Annotated in this window: 14 protein-coding genes and 1 pseudogene; 5 read left to right on the top strand and 10 right to left on the bottom strand. The window is 41.3% G+C overall.

All coding sequences use genetic code 11. From position 1 onward, the window contains the following. Positions 1–182: 182 nt before the first annotated feature. The 10 genes and pseudogenes from ACFSQ3_RS10130 to ACFSQ3_RS10175 form a co-directional block, all read right to left on the bottom strand. Positions 183–2,702: a carboxylesterase family protein gene (locus ACFSQ3_RS10130; RefSeq protein ID WP_380869430.1), complete on the bottom strand. Its 2,520-nt coding sequence runs from the start codon at positions 2,700–2,702 to the stop codon at positions 183–185. Positions 2,703–2,748: 46 nt separating this feature from the next. Further along, positions 2,749–4,080, bottom strand: a complete 1,332-nt coding sequence (locus tag ACFSQ3_RS10135; RefSeq protein ID WP_380869431.1) for a c-type cytochrome — start codon at positions 4,078–4,080, stop codon at positions 2,749–2,751. 2 nt (positions 4,081–4,082) lie between these two features. After that, positions 4,083–4,658, bottom strand: coding sequence for a redoxin domain-containing protein (locus ACFSQ3_RS10140; RefSeq protein ID WP_380869432.1), 576 nt, complete (start codon positions 4,656–4,658; stop codon positions 4,083–4,085). A gap of 86 nt (positions 4,659–4,744) precedes the next feature. Next, on the bottom strand, positions 4,745–6,439 hold the full coding sequence (locus ACFSQ3_RS10145; protein WP_380869433.1) for a SusD/RagB family nutrient-binding outer membrane lipoprotein: 1,695 nt from the start codon (positions 6,437–6,439) through the stop codon (positions 4,745–4,747). A gap of 12 nt (positions 6,440–6,451) precedes the next feature. Further along, positions 6,452–9,130, bottom strand: coding sequence for a SusC/RagA family TonB-linked outer membrane protein (locus tag ACFSQ3_RS10150; protein WP_380869434.1), 2,679 nt, complete (start codon positions 9,128–9,130; stop codon positions 6,452–6,454). Next, positions 9,127–9,753 carry a carboxypeptidase-like regulatory domain-containing protein gene (locus ACFSQ3_RS10155; RefSeq protein ID WP_380869435.1) on the bottom strand — a complete coding sequence of 209 codons (627 nt, stop codon included), beginning with the start codon at positions 9,751–9,753 and terminating at the stop codon, positions 9,127–9,129. Before ACFSQ3_RS10155 ends, ACFSQ3_RS10150 begins: the two co-directional genes overlap by 4 nt. Before the next feature lie 5 nt (positions 9,754–9,758). Then, complete coding sequence (locus tag ACFSQ3_RS10160) at positions 9,759–10,961, bottom strand: ROK family protein (RefSeq protein WP_380869436.1); 1,203 nt, start codon at positions 10,959–10,961, stop codon at positions 9,759–9,761. 1,026 nt (positions 10,962–11,987) lie between these two features. Further along, positions 11,988–12,530, bottom strand: a pseudogene (locus ACFSQ3_RS10165) (glycoside hydrolase family 76 protein); the annotation flags it as partial. A 46-nt stretch (positions 12,531–12,576) separates the two neighbouring features. Next, the gene (locus ACFSQ3_RS10170) at positions 12,577–12,888 is read right to left on the bottom strand and encodes a glycoside hydrolase family 76 protein (RefSeq protein WP_380869437.1); all 312 of its coding nucleotides are present in this window, start codon (positions 12,886–12,888) and stop codon (positions 12,577–12,579) included. An 88-nt stretch (positions 12,889–12,976) separates the two neighbouring features. Next, positions 12,977–13,195, bottom strand: a complete 219-nt coding sequence (locus ACFSQ3_RS10175) for a hypothetical protein (RefSeq protein ID WP_380869438.1) — start codon at positions 13,193–13,195, stop codon at positions 12,977–12,979. A 667-nt stretch (positions 13,196–13,862) separates the two neighbouring features. On the opposite strand from ACFSQ3_RS10175, the gene ACFSQ3_RS10180 reads away from it, so the two are divergent. The 5 genes from ACFSQ3_RS10180 (at position 13,863) to ACFSQ3_RS10200 (ending at position 18,907) form a co-directional block, all read left to right on the top strand. Continuing rightward, on the top strand, positions 13,863–14,906 hold the full coding sequence (locus ACFSQ3_RS10180) for a YncE family protein (protein ID WP_380869439.1): 1,044 nt from the start codon (positions 13,863–13,865) through the stop codon (positions 14,904–14,906). Between the two features lie 94 nt (positions 14,907–15,000). Beyond that, positions 15,001–17,364, top strand: coding sequence for an outer membrane beta-barrel protein (locus ACFSQ3_RS10185; protein ID WP_380869440.1), 2,364 nt, complete (start codon positions 15,001–15,003; stop codon positions 17,362–17,364). 11 nt (positions 17,365–17,375) lie between these two features. After that, on the top strand, positions 17,376–17,600 hold the full coding sequence (locus ACFSQ3_RS10190) for a hypothetical protein (RefSeq protein ID WP_380869441.1): 225 nt from the start codon (positions 17,376–17,378) through the stop codon (positions 17,598–17,600). Between the two features lie 60 nt (positions 17,601–17,660). Beyond that, positions 17,661–18,185, top strand: coding sequence for an RNA polymerase sigma-70 factor (locus ACFSQ3_RS10195; RefSeq protein WP_380869442.1), 525 nt, complete (start codon positions 17,661–17,663; stop codon positions 18,183–18,185). Between the two features lie 50 nt (positions 18,186–18,235). Next, positions 18,236–18,907, top strand: coding sequence for a hypothetical protein (locus tag ACFSQ3_RS10200; RefSeq protein ID WP_380869443.1), 672 nt, complete (start codon positions 18,236–18,238; stop codon positions 18,905–18,907). Positions 18,908–18,910: the final 3 nt, after the last annotated feature.

The following is an 18,910-nucleotide window of genomic DNA, read 5'->3' on the forward strand; positions in this document are numbered from 1 at the left end:
TTTTGTTTATAATCTTAAAGTGCCTTGCTATTTTACATCTATAAAATATGTCCACGAAAAGCAAAAATCTTGTTTTTCCTATCTGATCGCTTTATAATTAAGATAATTTTAGGAACAATTTTCTCATTAAACGCAAAAGAAGTATTGTAGATGCCTCTTTTGTGTTAGTCAATCTTTAACAGCTACAATGACCAATCGTTGTTAAAAAATCCGACATCCACTAAACCCGAAGCTCCGTTGGTCAACATATCGATTGAGAAAAACATGTAATCCGGAAATCCACTTGCACCAGCCATATATTGATTGGCTGTAGCAGCTTTCATACCTTGGATGCCTGTACCCGTAATCACGCCAACAGATAGTGTATCGCTACCAGATTTTGGATATACAAAGTAGCCACCCAGATCGTTAGCAGCTTGTACCTTCTCTCCCATCTTCAACTGTCCTGATACAACTTGAATTGGGCAATCTTCAAGTAATGTATTCCACGCGCTGTTTGTTTTAGCATTTCCAACCAAAATGACATTGCGATCTACATATTTTGCAGGATCGAAATCTTTGTCTGCTACCGCATCAAACGCGCCATTACCACGGTAGTACCAAGATTCAGCATCATACCGCACTTTTTCCCATGCCCAAGCATTCTCTTCGGCTGTACCTTGCGTACCATAAACGTACACCATGTTGTGCCGGAATGCTTCTTTAAACGTACCATTCCGTTGTGGGCCTTTGTTTGCTAAAGAAGGTTTTGCAACCAGTTCCCATTTGTTAGCTTGTTTTTCCAAGTAAATATGCCCGTCTATACTTTGAGCAAGCGATGGCTGTAAAACATTCAGACTGTCCAAAAATACTGTCAACGTGCCAGTAGCACCAAATTCAGAGATATCCAATTTCAATGTTTTCACATTGTTAGTTCGGCCGCTAATCTGGCGCTTCGTCACATCTCGCGATAGTTGGATATGCGAGTAAGCCAAGGCTTCTTCTTGATGATAGATCGTAGCCCAGTAGTAACTAGCAGAGATTCCTGGGTTTGATGTTTTAAAATCTACTTCATTCACTTCGTTGCTCGACTTGCGCTGGTGCCATTTGAAGTAGTCGAATAATGGTTTCCAATCCACACTTTCATTGCTATACCAGTGCGATCCGCCTGGATATTCGTAGTAATTGAAATCTGGGTGAAAACCGGCTAATACTTCACGCATTTGACGCGCATAGGTAACTGGTACGGTGCGATCCGCATCGCCATGCAACACATATACGCCCAGCGGTTTGTAATTGGTCGCATAAGCGATTACATCACTTTGATTACTTGATCTTAGCAAGGTATTTTCTAATGCATTACCTCCTTGATCAGGAATAATTCCATCTGCCGAACCGTAACCTTTCAACGTCGGGTAACCAGCACATGGCGCAATGGCTGCCCATTTGTCGGGATATGTCGCTCCGAGAAACCAAGTGCCATGGCCGCCCATCGAATGCCCAGTCAAATACACGCGCTTTGTATCGTGTTTAATCGATTTTTGGGCTAAACCCAATACTTCCAAAGCGTCCAATCTTCCCCAATCTTCCCAATTGAAACCACGTGGTCTACGATTGGTGGGCGCTACTAAAGTACCCCAATCTTTGGATTCGTAGGCTTGTGCTTGTCCTAAAGCTTCTACACCAGCACCATGTACTGAAAAGAATAAACCTTTATCTGCCGAGTCACCACCAATCGCTGGATTGACTGCATAATATTGTACACTACCATCGATATCACTCACAAATGTCATACGGTAAGTTGTCGTCTTGTCTAAAGAACGCAATGAAATCGTTTGCTCGTCTTTTACCTCTCCTTCTTGCACTAACGCAATGGTTGCAGAAAGATCGCCAACTTGTCTAACACCTGAACCATCTATTGCAGCTATCACTTTTCTAGTGCTGTGTGCGGCGATGGTAGGTATTTCACGGTCTACTATTTTGCCCGCTACCGTGCTTCTTATAATGGTCTTTGGAATAACTTTGTTCGATGTATTTACAACAGTGACACCCAGCATCAAAGCTGAGTTGTCACGACCCGCCACGATGTCTGGAAGTGTTAAATCTTCTGTAGCTAAAAATAGCGGTTTTTCAGAAAACACCAATTCTGCCGCTACGAATGTACCGCGCACGTAAAATTCATTTTTTCCCTTTTTAAGACGCACTGGTATATTGAGCCAACCCATTCTGTAGGGATCACCGGCATGCAGTTCTCCATTGACCAATACCGCACTGTTTCCTTTCACGTTAAGTACCGCATCTTCGTTTTTAGAAGATTGGTAAGTTAAATATAAATAACTGGAACCAAATCCGCGACGTTGCGGCATGGGCGTTCTTGGCACATTTTCAGTTTGTACAGCGATGCGGCCTGGCCCAGGCGGATTGTTGGGATTTGACAGGTTTCCACCTGCATTTCTTTGTGGCCTAAAGAAACCTGCTGTATCCGTGGTGATTTTTAACCAAGAGGACTCCGCATCACCATTCCATGCTTTACCTTCTATTGGACTTTCAAAACCTTTTTGGTAAAACTTACCTAAAAATGGATCCGCATATACCGCTTCACGACCATAATTAAATGGAATCTGAAGAAATAAACCTTCGGTAAAGATATGCTTCTTTTGTGCCTGCAACGTGAAGGCCATACCAAGCATACAGAGCCAAGTTAGCGTGGGTTTCAACCTCATAAGTAATGTTTTGCTTGAGATATTCATAGATAGATTTTGTTAAAAATTAAGGACCTTTTGGTATGGCAGTAATTCGATTTTCATCACCGTCTTGATACGGCAAGTAAATCATCAAGAGTGTCATCATCTCTTGATCAGATTTCATATTCGAATACGAGAAAATGTTTTGCGGTGGCGAAAATGGATTAAATGGATTCGCCGCCGTATTATCATACGCACATTCCATATGAATAACCGCCCCTTTCGGGATTTTTTTAAAAAACTTATAACGATACATTTCTTGCCATCGATAATCCCAGTCAGGGATATTTACTAATGGAATTGTGTCGTTATTTTCTAAAGTAGCATATACTTTAATCGATTTGCCAATATAGTGCATATGTGGCCAGGTGTAGAGCATGGAAAGATCTTCACCTGGATTTTTGAATTTCAGGGAGTAATGACTGACTTTATCAGCAGGAATCATAAAGAAGGAAGGCTGGATATCCAGCTCGCCAATGCCTCCAGAACCGAAACTAACCACTTTTACTTCTCGCTCTACTGGCACATCAGTGAAAAATAAATGGACACCATTGACCGACAACTCATCGATCGGCGTAGCCGAAAAATGTACGGTCAACAAGATCACACCTCGCTTTGGCATTTTCCAGCCTATTTTAGGTGGATAAGCTTCTGCGGAAGCACCCGGAATCCAGCCGCCATAGTAGGCCATGGTTCGCTTATATTTTTTGTAAGGATCATTGTGTCTAACTGCGCCATCGGTATGATTGGCCATCGCTGGAGCCGCATGAATATCTATTGCAGGATCTTCGATGATTTGAACTGCATAGTTGACATGATGAATGAGTTTTTTATTATTAGAAAAAAATTCGATCGCTTCGACATCAAACGATCTGTCGAACTCGAAGGGGATCTTGAATTCTACGAAACGCTCCAGGTTATTGCCTTTCACTAAAAATGTATCAGCTGTCGCCAAGGTCATATCTGCGGGACGACCATAACTCGTCATCTTATTACGATCGACCGATGTCTCGCGACTTTTTCTTTTTCCTTCTTTTGCGCCGGCATCTACCCAAGACACAATCGTTTGAATTTCCTTTTCGGAGAGCGAGCGATCATTGTCAAAATGAACGTATTCGTTGTCCGCTTTCCAAGGTGGCATATAACGGGACTTCACCACTTCTTTGATAAAGGTGGCGCGTTTGGCTACATCGTCATAAGTGACCAAAGGAAAAGGCGCCGCCTCGCCATCGCGATGACAGGATACACATTTGCTTTGAATGATCGGCTGCACATCTTTTACAAACGTTTGCGCATGCACACGAGACAAACCCAAAAAGTTGGTGACTCCGATCAGCAGAATAGTTAAAATTTTCATCATTAGCGCGTATTAATGAAACAACCTTTGGCCACTGTTTTTTTTACTGAAATAGGCTTGTTTTGAAGCAAACTGGCGATAGCGTCTTGCAGATAAAGCTCCGTCACGACCACTCGTTTTTTGCCCAGCTCTCGCAGTGCATTGTCAATCGCTCCGAAATATTGTAAGCCTCCCTTATCATACAAAGCCACCGATGGTGTTACTGTCGCCTCTAACGCACGGGTAAACTGAAAATTGGGATCTTGATAGAGCGCCATAGCTATTTTGTATTTGGCAGCAAATTGCTTGATATCTGCTGAACCATATGCTTTACCAGGAAATATTCCTATAAATTCTATTTGCTGGTTGTATTGTTGATGGAGTTGATTGATAGTTTGGGTATAATTTTGACAAAGAGGGCATTCTGGAGAAAGAAAAATCACCGCAACAGGTTTATTTACTTCGATACGATGAGGTAGCTCGGTCGAAACATCAATGAGCAATTGTTTCCCCAGATTATTTTTTTGTGCCGAAATAGAATAGCTTGTTAAAGCGAAGAAGCAAATCAATAAAAAGCGCAGAATCGACAAGGTATGCATAACTGAAATTTAGTTAAAAATAAACATTGAAACGCATGAAGCAAATAACACCAGCCTAACGGCTGGTGCTATCACAATTATTTAATTTACTGTTTATCCCACCATATTCTGCCTTGAATGTTTGATGGCTGTCCAAATTCTGGATCGCTCATCATCTGGTCAATAGCAGCTTTCTTGTTATCAAAATTGTACTCACCTGTTACTGGAAAACCAATACTGAAACGACGTGGCATTTGCGAAACGCTACCAGTATTTGTCCAATCTTCGAACACGAGTGCGGTATTTTTATTCGGCATACCCGTACGTTTTACCAATGCCCAAGCCTCATTGAAGTTACGGAAGTAATTCAAATACGCTTGTAATATAATTTGCTCTAAGCCTGTTGCAGCATTGTAAGCAATATCTGGTTTAGCTATGAAAGCAGCAATTTCTGCATCGGTAATAGCAGTGTAATTAACAACTTGTGCCGCACCTGCTAGCTTACTGTAGAAACGCAACGAAGCTTCAATACCTTTGTTGTACCACTCTCCAGCATTTTCATTAGACCAGCCTCGTTGTGCAATTTCTGCACGCATAAAGCATACATCAGCATAGGTAATTACTGGAAAAATTCCTGTTCCTGTGCCGCCATCATTTTCTGGTTGGAATAGACGATCTTGTATGCGTGACACGGTATCTAATACGACAGTAGCCTCGCCATTACGGATTGAAAGTGGAGAGAAGAATCGCAACTTAGTCGGATCATCCGCTGCTTCTGGATTAGAAAACTGTCCGTAATAACGACGCGTATCATAAACTGCACTCTGCGGAATCACACCTTGCTGTTTTGCTGTCGCAAAATTCTCTGGACTCCATTGGTTTGGACGAAAGAATTGGCGCAACCTTGGATCTTCATTATTCCACATATAATCCACTACACCCGACTCACCAACGAAAAGACGACCGTTTCCTGTTATATTCCAGTTACCCCCCGCAGTGAAGCTTAACCGCGCAGGCAATGCCCATTCTTCAGCCTCACTGGAGATTAATCCTGCTGGATGGCTTAGCACCTCACGTATGATAGCTTGCGCTCCAGAGGGATCGCGCTTCATTAATCGTAAAGCAATCACAAGACGTAGCGAATTCGCCGCTTTAGCCCATTTAGCTGGATCACCTGCGAAATACAAATCTGCACTTCCATAACTATCTTGAGTCACAGCTTGCGGCGTATTTAAAGTTGTTGCTGCGTCTTTTAGTTCTTGCTCAAATATGGTAAAAAGCTCTTGCTGAGTTTCGTATTTAGGGCGCAATGTACCACCATACCGAGCTTGGAAAGCTTCCGTGTAGGGAATACTACCATTTACGTCCGACACGTACCAAGCCTGCCATGCTTTTACAATACTTGGAATGACGCGTTTATATACACTTCGAGCTCTCTGATCTTCAGGCATACGATCAATAAGCACTTGTATATCTACCAGCAAGGGACCTATATCTTCAAAAAATCTTCCGTAACGATTATTGGCATTTGCTGCATTATCGGTTACTCCTATACCGTTACCCGTAATCTGTAAGAAAACCCTTGACCAACGGCTGATGTAACTATAATTGTCATAGAACGCTTCAAAATCATTATCCTGCGTTCTTACGAGTGCTTGGGTAAAGAGATAATCAGGATTTGGATTTAGTACCGCATCTGGATCGGTGTTGAATTCAGCATATTGGTCTCGGCTACATCCCATAAAGGTTGTTTGAGCGACGAGTGCAAATGCGATATATTTTAATGTCTTTAAAATTGTCATAACACAGGTGTATTAAAAATTAGTGTTGATGGTGAAATTGAAACTTCTAGTCAACGGCGTACCACCTCCTAACATAGAAGCTGCCGAAGATGTAGATCTCAAATCTTCTGGATTCAAATTATCTGGCAAAGAGTTATATAAATACCCCAAGTTACGAGCATTTAGCGTCAATCTTAAATTGTTTAACTTAAGTCGACTAGCCGTACTTTGTGGTAAATCATAGCTTACGGACACATCACGCACCATAACCCATGAAGACTCAAATGCACCACGCTCGCGTATACCTGTTCCCCAGCCATAAGCCGAGTTATAGTAGTTCACATCACTGATTGGCACTGTAATCCCACGTTCCGTCGTTTCCTGATAAGTCAATCCACCTACATCTTGTCCAGCAATACGTGTACCTTGTGCAAAAACGCCATCAGGTATCACACCCCACGCTTGATTGCCAGCCGCATTCGTAAACTCTACACTACCTTCCGTGCCCGGTCTTCCCCATAGCGAGCTTGCCATCTGACCAGTCTGCATCGCATAATTGTAAGTAGGCGAATACACATAGCCACCAAACTTAGCATCTAGCATAAAGCTAAACATGAAGGATTTATAACTGAATTGATTGATAATACTACCCATAAAACGCGGCAATATTGATCCAATCTCTTTTTCGCGCTCATTTCCTTGTGCATAATCTTGAGAACGTACAAACCTTCCTAGATTAGTACCCAATAGGGTCATCACGTTTTTACCATTGTTCACATGGTCTATAGGATTACCGCTGGCATCACGTGCTTGAAACAAAGCGTGACCATAATTAGAAACCATCGTACCATATGTGCCACCTACTTGAGCAATGGTACGAATACCATCATCCGACTCCAACTCGTGAATATCTACACCAGGAGCCAATTCTAAGATCTTATCTCTATTGCGTGTATAGTTAAAGAAGACATCCCATGCAAAATTGCCAGAGCGTACAGGAGTACCATTCAGTCCTAGTTCTATACCACGGTTGCGTATGTGCCCGCTGTTGATCAAGGCTCTAGTAACACCACTTTCTCTGGACACTGGCAAATCGATAATTTGACCGCGAGTGTCTTTACTATAAAACGTGGCATTGATACCTACGCGAGATTGAAACAACTTCATCTCTGTCCCCACTTCCCAAGTACTACTTTTCTCCGGCTTTAAATCTCTATTTCCCAAACGTTTAGAATCAAAATCATACATTGATTCCGTAAGGTATGGATCGCGTGGAACATAAAAACCAGTCATAGCATTATAGGTGCTTGTCCCTTTACCTACTTGATTGTAAGACGCACGAAGTTTACCAAATGAAAATATATCTCTATTGAGATCTAACATATCAGAAAATACCCAAGCTGCATCTGATCCGTAGTAGAAGTACGAATAATTACCTGTTCCATCTGGGTAAACTAAACTAGAGTCCCAATCATTACGTCCGTATAAGTTGAGAGTTAACGCATTTTTGTAATCGACCGCCGTTTGAAAGATTGCCGAAACAGTTCTCTTTTGATTTGGTTTTTCTTCGGACACAATCGGACGTGCTCGGGAGTTACTTAACCGAAATACATCTGGAGTTACCATACCATCTGTACGAGCAGAAATACCATTTCTAGATGAATGATTTAATTCTAGACCGGCCTGTCCCATAACTTCAAAATCTCCGTACGTACGGATCGCGCGTAAACTGTTGATATATCGTGTTTGCAATACTCTGGATGAATAGTTGCTATAGTTACCATTAGCAAATGCAGCATCTTGACCGCGGTTCATCATTTGGCGGTTTGTGGCAAATAAATTGGCACTAAAGTTACTTTCTAAGGTAAGCCAGTCGGTGAAATTAATACGGCTATTTAAGTTACCTCTAAAGTTATCCTCGGACTGCAACTGGCGATTTTGATACAACATAAACAACAATGGTGTCTTATTGGATGCATCTGCACGATTAACACCACCATTCAGCGGATCAATATAGTTATCTCTCCAATAAGCTAAATCATATTGACGAGGCACACCAAAAGATAAGCCATACAAAATGTTGTTACCCATATTCCAGCGGTCACCACCATACTGTGGATTAAATGCTGCATTGTTAACATAGCTTACACTTCCATCTAATTGAATCGCATTGCCAAGTCGCTGTGTCGCTCTTAGGTTAAAGTTGTTTCTATTCATCTTGTTATTTGGCGAAACACCTTTTGCGTAAGTATTGGTATACGAGAAACGAAATGTCGTGCGTTCATTACCACCTTGTAATGACAAGTTGCTGTTCGAATAACGACCAGTTTCGTAAATGTCCAATGGGCTATTATTTGCTTGAAACGGTACAAGTAGACCATTCACATCACGTACAGTACGACCATCGAATTTAGGTCCGAAACTATAGGCATAGTTGGTCGTCGGAATTATCTCAATTCCGTCTGTACCTACCGCATACACCGCATTAGGATTGGTACCGGGCCCATAGATATCCTGAAAGTCAGGCGTGGCATAGGCTTGTTCAAAACCTTGTGTATGTGAAAATCCGATTCCGAAACCACGTTGTGAGTAACCTTTTTTGGTGGTAATCATGATCACACCATTACTGGCGCGACTACCATATAATGCCGTTACCGAACCTCCATTTAGTACCGAAATAGATTCGATATCATCTGGGTTGATGTTTTTCAAAATGTTACCAAGTCCTGATCCCCACCACGGTGTGGTAACACTACTTCTTCATCCATGATAATACCATCGACTACAATAAGCGGCGCATTACCGAATGGATCTAAAGATCCTGCACCACGAATTAAAAAACGAGTAGATGACTGAGGGCCACCTGTACCCACGTTAACCTGTAGTCCGGGTACCATACCTTGCAAAGCGGCAATTGGGTTGATCGCGTTGGTTTGTCTAATTTGGTCACCAGAGATTTGCGTCATGGCATATCCCAATTGCCGACGTTGTCTTTGTTCTCCCAAGCCGGTAACCACCACTTCATCAATGTTTCCGGCATCGGCCGCTAAATCAATATTGATGTTTGCCTGTGCACCAACTTGAATTTCTGAGGTAATGTAGCCGATACTTGAGAAGCGTAAACGATCTCCAGAAGTTGCCGTGATTGTAAAGCGACCTCGTCCATCGGTTTGAGCTACTCGATTTGTCCCGATCAACGTTACTGTAACGCCTGGTAATGGTCCATTCACATCTTTCACCGTACCAGTGACGAGTGGTTGTTGCGCAAACACCGCTCCGATGGCAAATACCATCAGCAGCAGCAAGACGCATGTTTTAAAATTGATTTGATTCATAATTATTATTGATTTGGTAATGTGCTTGCTAAAGATTGTGTTGTTAAGGCTGAAAAATCGAGCTTCTGAACAGCTAAGGCATAGGTTCCAATCAGCTGCGGATGTTCAATGTTTGAGATGATAATTTTTGTAAACCGTGCAATGTGTGGTATAGCGTATTTTTGTATCGCAATCTGTATCTCCGGCAGTAGGATGGCATCCATTTTGGCACCCCGACCACTAATTGTGATGTATTCGGGATTGATAATATGGATCAAGGTTGCAATACCTTTGCCCAGCATTCCTGCAATTTTTTGCGCTTCTTCCACAGCGAGCTGATCACCGCGGTTCACCGCGTCGATAAACTCATCTCCCGAGATTGTACGGTGCTGCTGATATGTAGCAGCCAACAAAGAAGCTTCTCCTCTGTCGATCCGCTGTGTAACCGCTGCTAAGGCAATTGTTAAAGAGGCGCTTACTTCCAAGCAACCACGCTTGCCGCACGAACATAATAATTCGGTATCCGCCAGCGGAATATGGCTAAACTCTCCCGCATGACCACTGTGCCCCTTAAAAAGTTTGCCATCTATAATAATCCCCAAACCGACACCCCAATTTAGGTTGACTACCAAAAGATCCTTAGCATATTTTTGATCGCCAAATGATTTTTCAGCCATTGCGATAGCGACAGAATCATTTTCTACAACGACTGGGATCTTAAACAGAGATTGTAACTTTTCTTTTAAATGGAAGAACGGGTCAGACTCTGGATAGGAATTGTTGATACCCGAGTCAGCATCGATGAAACCTGGCATGGATAAGCCTATAATACAAATCTTTCCACTTCCGTATTGAACTATAAATTCCTTACAGGATTGTGCGAGCTGCTCATAGGCCCTTTTTGTATTTTTCAATGGGTTATACAGGTACTTAACATCACATATCACATTACCCGAAATATCGTAGAGAGCGAAGGACGTGTAAAATTGATCTAGTGCAACTGATAGCACGTAAGGTAGTTGCGCTACGTTCAGAGCAAAACGCTGCGCTCTTCGTCCTCCTGTAGAAGGCGCTAAACCTTTTTCGATGACAAGATCCGCTTCCAGCAGGCAATTGACTATTCCTGTTATGTTAGGAACACTCTTATTTATCAGTTGTGACAGCTCTGCAATGGAATGTTCCTGATTAATCGAGAGACACCTCATCACTTGGCTAATAGATTTCGCCATGGATAGAGAATAAGAGCTCGTACGGTAAATGGTACAGGCTAACAAGATTTGGTTCGTTAATAATATGTGGCGGCAAGATAATAACAAATGGTTAATAAAATAAAATCTTTTTAATTTTATTATAAAGAAAGTTTTAACATGATAGTTTTAGTATTGGAAAACAAATCCAACCCCTTGTGCATTATGATTTATCATTGTAAGAAGAAGTAAGTTGCTAACTAAAATCATAATCAGCAAATCATTTCTAATCATAAAAAATTTACAATAAACAACTTAACGTCATTTTGCAAAAGAATATCGGAAGTTTTTAGAAAAACATCAACAAACAGGTAAATATGCATACAACTCAGTCGTCCACCTTTGAGCGACGTTGAGCTGATCAGCCGGAGTTTGACAGATGGATACAGATATATCGACAGTGAGATCGACACCTTTCGTTTGGATTTTTCCGGACGCTTAAATTATCCAAAGATGTATTTATCTTAGGTCGCGTGCCTTTGGAAGTCTGTAAAATTGCTCGCAGTTGGCGCTCAAAAATATGTAAAGAACTGCTCTTCGGCAGTACGGCCAAGGGGTAGTGTTTCTTAAAGCATGTATTATTATGTATACAAACTTTATGCTATCTTTTCTTTAAAAGGTAGCTTTTAGTCGATTGACCTTATGCCGGCCAATGTTCATGATGTTCACTACCTGAATGACCTCAAAGGTCAGATTTCGAATTGCACTCTACTGATAGATAAATGACATCTGTCGCAACGATACAATTAAACCTGTTCGGATATACTAATTTCACATGAGATGCTCCACAGGGAAATAACTTGTCTAAATCTTGGAAAAATGGTGATTACTTACTAGCTGTGATCTATACAAACAGCACGAATAATCTAAGCGCTTTTCATTACGTGGATTGTGCTATCGACGGCTTCTAGTCTTTAAAAACCATTTAAAATCATGCTGACTTGAAAATCAAATGGCAACCGCAATTAATTTCGCGTTGCCATTTTCCTTTGTTTCAACAATTACATTTTAACGATTGCCGTCGATCAATTCATCAGGTTCCGATGATGCTAAGCGCGAAAGCATTTCAAGGTAAGCACCTTGATGGAGCACATCCCATTTCGTTTGCGTAGTGCCACCGCGGAAATCGGAATTCACTAAATTCGTTGTAGAATTTCTCGCGGAAGAAAGCCACGCATTCGTAATTGACAACTTGTATGCGTTAACATATTTGGGATCGTTATCAATTTTAAACAATTCGATAAATCCACGCAGAGCAATCGCCTGAAACCAAACGTGATTAGGCTTTATAATAATTGAAAGTTTGCCACAAGACGGAGAATTGTACAAAGTAAACCATTTTGCATACGCTGCGTGCGTAGTAGCTGTCGCCTCATTTAAATAGCGTTGTCCATTGGTAATATTATACAGTAATGAAGCAGCTCGAATAGGCTGTCCAGAATTGTATATAAACTTCGCTTTTCCAATAACCAATGGTGAATTGCCATCCGATTGATCGGTCAAGTTTGCATTATCCCAATATAAAAAGTCGCTCGGATCGTGTAAGATGTCCGTGCACCATTCTTATAAATCTTTTGCATGATCCAAATTTTACGAATCATTCGTTGCTAAATAAAGCTTTCCGGCTGAGAGCTGCCGGAGCGGTGGAACACATATTTTTCGAGTTACCAAATTCTTTCCAATGCACGCCGCCGCCCATTTTGTCGTTCATTCCCGTCAGGATAAAATCCCAAACTAACTCCGCGCGATCCAAATATTTGGTATCGCTGGTCATCTCATACATATCTGTCATGTCGATTTTTACCCCAATGTTATCGTCGAAATAGCGCTCATTACTATTTCCTAGATACACAGCATAAGATTCGGCGTTACCATTTGTGGTGTTCCGAAATTTATCAATGCTGGTCAACAGGCGATTGTCATAATCCTGCGCGATATCATCGGCTTACTGCGGAAATCCTTGCGCAACTTCCCGAAAAGCGGATCAATGTCCCACATCACGGCCGCTCCATCCCAATAACCGTTCGATTGCGGAAAACTGGACGACCAAATATCCATCGGTTTCCCGTCAGGTATTTATCGACCAATGCGGTCATCATCGTATCGGCTCTTTCCAAAAATATAGGTGTAGTTTGTTGCGCGTTCGCTAACGAAGCTTTTGCATTATTAAGCGAATCCGTTTGATCCGTAACGTCCAGTTGCTTGTTACAAGACATACATACTACAAGCATCTATGTAATACAGAGATAATTTTTCTCACAACAAAATTGTTTTAGTGATTAGATGTGTAGTTAAATGATCCTTTTTTGAATACATGTTGTTTGATCAGTATCGACAGTAAGCGTTTTTGGGAAACGGTTATCCGACTTTCGGACGGTCGACAACTGCAAGGAAATAGTTGGTGTATGTAATGGAAGGAAAATAGCGGTTTATTCTCGACGAATCAGAATGGAAGCTCTTTGGATGCATTTTGATCAATACTTCAAAAAAAAGAGAAATCCAAATACCGAATCAAGTTCATGAAATTGGCGTCTACAAAATTTTATAATGGTGTAAAATCCCGCATTGCATGGCGTGTTATACAGATTAATCCTAATTAGTAATCGAAGAAATAGTACAAATTATTCTTAAAATTTCACAAACAAAGGAGCAATTTTCTTTTGTGAAATTTATATCCGATTAAATACTGAAAAGCAAACATTTACAACCGTAAAACACGATAACAACCGAAAGAAAAATCGGAAGAAAATCTAAGTTGGTTTTCGCAAATAATCTGATGCCGAACAAGAACATTTTTTATCGCTTACTTCGGAAAACTCGACATTGAGCAACTGTCCTTTAAAGGAAGCAGTAAAAGTTGCTGCTCAAGTTTCAGAACACTAAATGATGAAAAAATCAACCCTAATCCTCGCATTCGCTTTTGCAGCATCGGCCGCTAGCGCCCAAGAAAAAGATTTCGATTACGAAATCTTGCATACTCAAAAATTACCCAACGAAGTTTACCAACTGGTCTTTAATTCGGCGAACAACAAAGTTTATGTTGCCGGACCGAAAAAAGGATTTGACAAAGAAGCCGAGAACTTCATTTATGAATTGGATGGATCAGATTTGCGCATTACGGATTCCATTTCGGTAGGTAAACATCTACCCTTCGGAATTACATTGAACAATAGCACGCAAACCTTGTATGTCGGTCATTCGTTACAAAATGCGATTAGTGCGATCGACTTAAAAACAAAAAAACAAACTTTGATCTCTGGAGGAAAGGAAAAATCAAAAATCCGCGAACTGGCAGTCGATGAAAAAACCAATAAAATTTACGTTTCCGACCACGGAAATCCTTCAATTTGGCAGGTTGACGGCAAAACAAACACCTACGAAAAATCTTTCGATAAGGCTGGCGCATACCTAATCGGTTTGGGCGTGGATAGCCAGCGTGGGCGCGTTTACGGAACGGATGGGCAGGATATGAAAGGAAATATTCTGGTATTCAATAGCAAAACCGGCGCGTTAAGCAATAGCTTTAAAACTTGGTCATATTGTCCGCTTAATATTGCGTTGGACTTGAAGCAGCATCGAATTTTTGTTAGCCAATCCAACGATAACAACATCACGGTTTTGGACGGGGAATCTGGGGATATTATCGACAAAGTATATTTGGGATTCAACACGTCTCCTATTGGTTTGGTATATGACGAAACCAACGATTTAGTTTATACAGCAAACCGCGTGAAGCAAGAAGTTGCCGTTGTAGATGCTAAAACTTATAAAGTTTTGGATCGTATTCCCACCGACGGATTGCCAAATACCATTAGCTTAGATCAAAAAACAGGCATCATCTTCGTCACAAATAAAGAAGCTGGACGCAACGGTGAGCCGGTAGAAAACGGCAACACCGTGATGAAAATCCAATACAAGAGATCATAAGAACTCTTTACAAAGAACATAATCCTCCCTACTTGCATATTCAGAAATTATCCTCGGATTCTTTGCAGAACCGGGGGTAATTCCACACTAAAACATGAATTTACCTAAATCCCTTCTTTTATTTTTGATATCGCTTTTAACGAATCAATTATACAGTCAGAGCATCATATCCGGTCGAATAATTTCGCCCGATCAGAAACCTTTAACTAACGTTTCCGTAGCGTTACTACACGCATCGGACAGCACTGTGATCGCCCAAGAAAAAACAAATCGCGACGGTCAATACGTATTGAAAACTAAGCAAAAAACTTCTGTATTCTTACATGTACAAACCTTGGAATATGCCGATTTCTATTCCGATCATTTCGAAGTGGACGGTAAAGCAGCCAAACAGATCGATGATATTTACCTAAGAACCGATCAAACCGAAATTGCTGCTGTTAGCGTCATGGGACGGCAACCAGCAATTCGTCAATACGCGGATAAGTTGGTGGTTGATGTGGAAGGCTCTGTACTGAGCGAGGGCAATAATGCTTTGGAACTGTTGGAGAAAACGCCAGGAATAGTTTCTGATGGTAAAGGTAACTTTTCGATTCAAGGACGTGCCGGCGCGAATGTGCGCATCGACGGACGAGAAACGTATCTGACGGGCGCCCAATTGGCGAATTTATTGCGCGGCATGCAAGCCTCAGATGTGGCAAAACTAGAACTGATGAGCAATCCTTCTGCGCGCGAAGATGCAGCGGGAACGGCCGGAATCATCAATATTATCACGAAGCGCAATAAACGCAATGGATTTGGTGGTGATATTTTTGTTCGCGGTTCGCAAAGTCGACGTTCGCAAGGAACAGTTGGCGGCAGCATTCACTACAAAGTGAATGGTTTGAACATGTACGCAAACGGTTCGATTGGACGGGAATATTCGGAAGATAGCACCATCATCGAACGTCGCTTTTTGTCCGAAGGAGCATTGCAATCCATTCAAAGACAAAAAGAAACACAGGAACTAAGTCCGGGGAAATTTCACAGTATCCGCACAGGAGCAAGCTACGAGTTCAACGACGGTGGAATTTTGGACGCTAGTTTCCACTGGATGCGTGGAAGGTTTATCAGCTCATCGTTGATTGACATGAATACAACAACATCAGAAAATATCCTCTTACAAACGGCCACCACAAATAATAGCTTCGATGAAACATTTAATAACCTAACATTCAACGTCAACTACGTCAACAAGTACGAAGGCGAAGATCACTTTCTGAAAATCAATTTCGATTACGCACCACACGGCAACGATTACGACAACCAGTTTCGAACCGACATCAACGATATTAATTCGGGAAACCAACGCACGTCTGCGCGCGCTAATAAACAGGATTTGAGCAATACTACGTATGCCGGAAGGTTGGATTACAGCAAACCATTCAACAATGAGCAAAGCAAATTGGAAATGGGTTGGAAAGCCACGTATTTTTTCATCAATAACGATGTGCAAAACGATACGCTAAGCGGAAATAATTGGGTTCTTGATCCAAATACGTCCAATCGTTTTCAATATACCCAACATATTCAAGCAGCGTATGCAATGTACTCCGGCAAGGTAAAGCGCTTCGAATACCAAGCAGGTTTACGCGGAGAATATACGTTCATCAAAGCGAATCAGGTTACCTTAAACGACATCAGCGAACAGCGATATTTCGATCTATTTCCAAACGGATTTTTATTGTTTAATATCAACGACAATAATACGATTCGTACGTCCTTCAGCAGTAGGATCGAACGTCCGGGCGACCACGATATCAATGCGTTTCGGATTTACCAAGATGCGTTCACCTACTCGGAAGGTAATCCGGAATTGAAACCTGAACGCAGTTATATTGGCGAAGTCGGGCATGGATTTAAGAACGCACTCTTCACGACCTTGAGTATGAGCTATGGCTACGATGTGATCAATTGGGTTTCCCGCGTGGGCAGTAACGTCGGAGAAAATCTGACGCGTCCAGCGAACATCGGGAACTTCAAAAATTATAGCGCCAACATGATGTACAACAACCGATTTACTTCTTGGTGGACGGGAAATCATTACGTGAATGCTTTTCACAATAATTATCGTGGCGAGATCGACGATGTCATTTTAGACTCCAAAGGTTCAAGTTGGACAGCGAACAGTAGACATACGCTGGAATTAAAATACGGATTACGCGCTGAAGTTGCAGCGTATTACAATTCTGGTGTTACCACGGGTGCAATGCGAACCGATGAACGTTATGGATTGGATTTAGCAGCTGAGAAAAAACTACTAAATGATCGCGCTATGTTAAAATTAGCAGTAACAGGATTAATTAGAAATGGTAATCCAAAATATACGAGCACTTACGGAGATTTAATTTTATGGAATTCTGCGTTTCCCGATAACAGAAAAATCATGTTGTCTTTGAACTATCAATTCGGAAACTAAAAAAAACCAACATGGCGCAATCTAAAACTAAACAAGCTATCATCGATTTACTGAAAAATAAGAAAAAGGCAATGTGTGCAGACGATATCTTCATCAAGTTGAACCCTGGAAAGAAGTGCTATAGCTATTCCGCAATCTACAATAACATCAGTCAATTGTGTCAAGATGGGATCTTAATAGTAGAGGAGATAACGAAAGACCGTCGTAGAACCATTAAAATAAACCGAAGCAAGTAAAATGGAATACATGAAAATATTATTTATAATAAATCTAAATAATTTTATATTTGCGATGCCTTGGAAGAACATCGCCATACCGAAACATTACGTATTACCCGTTCATCATTCGAAGAACTGTTCGAACGATATTGGAAACGTATGTTTGCTTTCGCGCTAAAAATGACTGCCGATGATGACGATGCCAAGGAGATTGTGCAAGAGATTTTTAAGTCGCTTTGGGAACGTCGGGAAGAGCTTTCTATTCAAGATGTGGAGCGGTATTTACTTCGTTCGGTAAAACTGAAAACGATGGAATACATTCGCAACAAATCCACCAAACAGCGTCATCACGAAATTATCTTGAATACCACAAAGATCGATTACGAGGATCAACATGTTCAGGTGAAAGAATTGAACACAAAAGTGCATAACTTAGTAGAAAGCTTACCGAAACAATGTAAAAATGTGTTTAGGATGAGCCGAGAAGAAGGATTGACCAATAAAGAAATTGCGCGCTTGCTCCTTATTTCGGAACGAGCCGTAGAATATCACATTAGCAAGGCATTATCGACATTAAGAATCGGTTTAGGTCGCGTTGATTAATCCCGTCGGATAACGGTTAGAAAATATAGTTATCTTTGTCAGAAGAGAAAATGAAAATAACCAAAGAATTACTTGAGCGCTACGAGCTTGGTCAATCTACAGATCAAGAGGAAGCGTTCGTGTCTGATTGGTTAGCTAATGATCTTTTGGATGAAGACGAGTTCAACACGGACGATGTAGATGTCGTCGAAGAAACCAATGTTAAGCAAGCTATTTGGTCAGATATCGCTTCGCATATCGATCAAAAAAATCCTTCGGAAAAAGTTGTTCCCGCAAAAAAATCGAAAACGCTTCTTCTATGGGGTAATCCTTGGATGCAGAGTGCCGCCTCTTCGCTTTTATTTATGGGAATCGCTTGGTTTGTGTATCAATCCCCATCCGACGTCGATTACCGTTCATTTAGCGCAAACAACATTCATCAAAAAGTGATGCAATGGCAGGAAGAAAAGTTTGATGTTTCATTGAGCCAAAACAGTTCGGCCAGCATCGATTTCCGCTCCGGCAATATGGCTATTTCGGGAGATATTCTGTTTACGCCGAAAAAGAATTTAATTTTATATGACGCGAGCAATCGCGCTCCAATAGATTTCAAAGAGGGCGAAATTTATTACATTTCCACCGATCCGGATACGAGCGAATTAATGGTTTTCGCGAAAAGCGACATGGAATATCTTCCGCCAATTATCCAAAAACATATCCGAAAGCAATTTCAGTCTATCTAATTT

Source organism: Sphingobacterium corticis, from assembly GCF_042684745.1.
Classification (GTDB): Bacteria; Bacteroidota; Bacteroidia; order Sphingobacteriales; family Sphingobacteriaceae; genus Sphingobacterium; species Sphingobacterium corticis.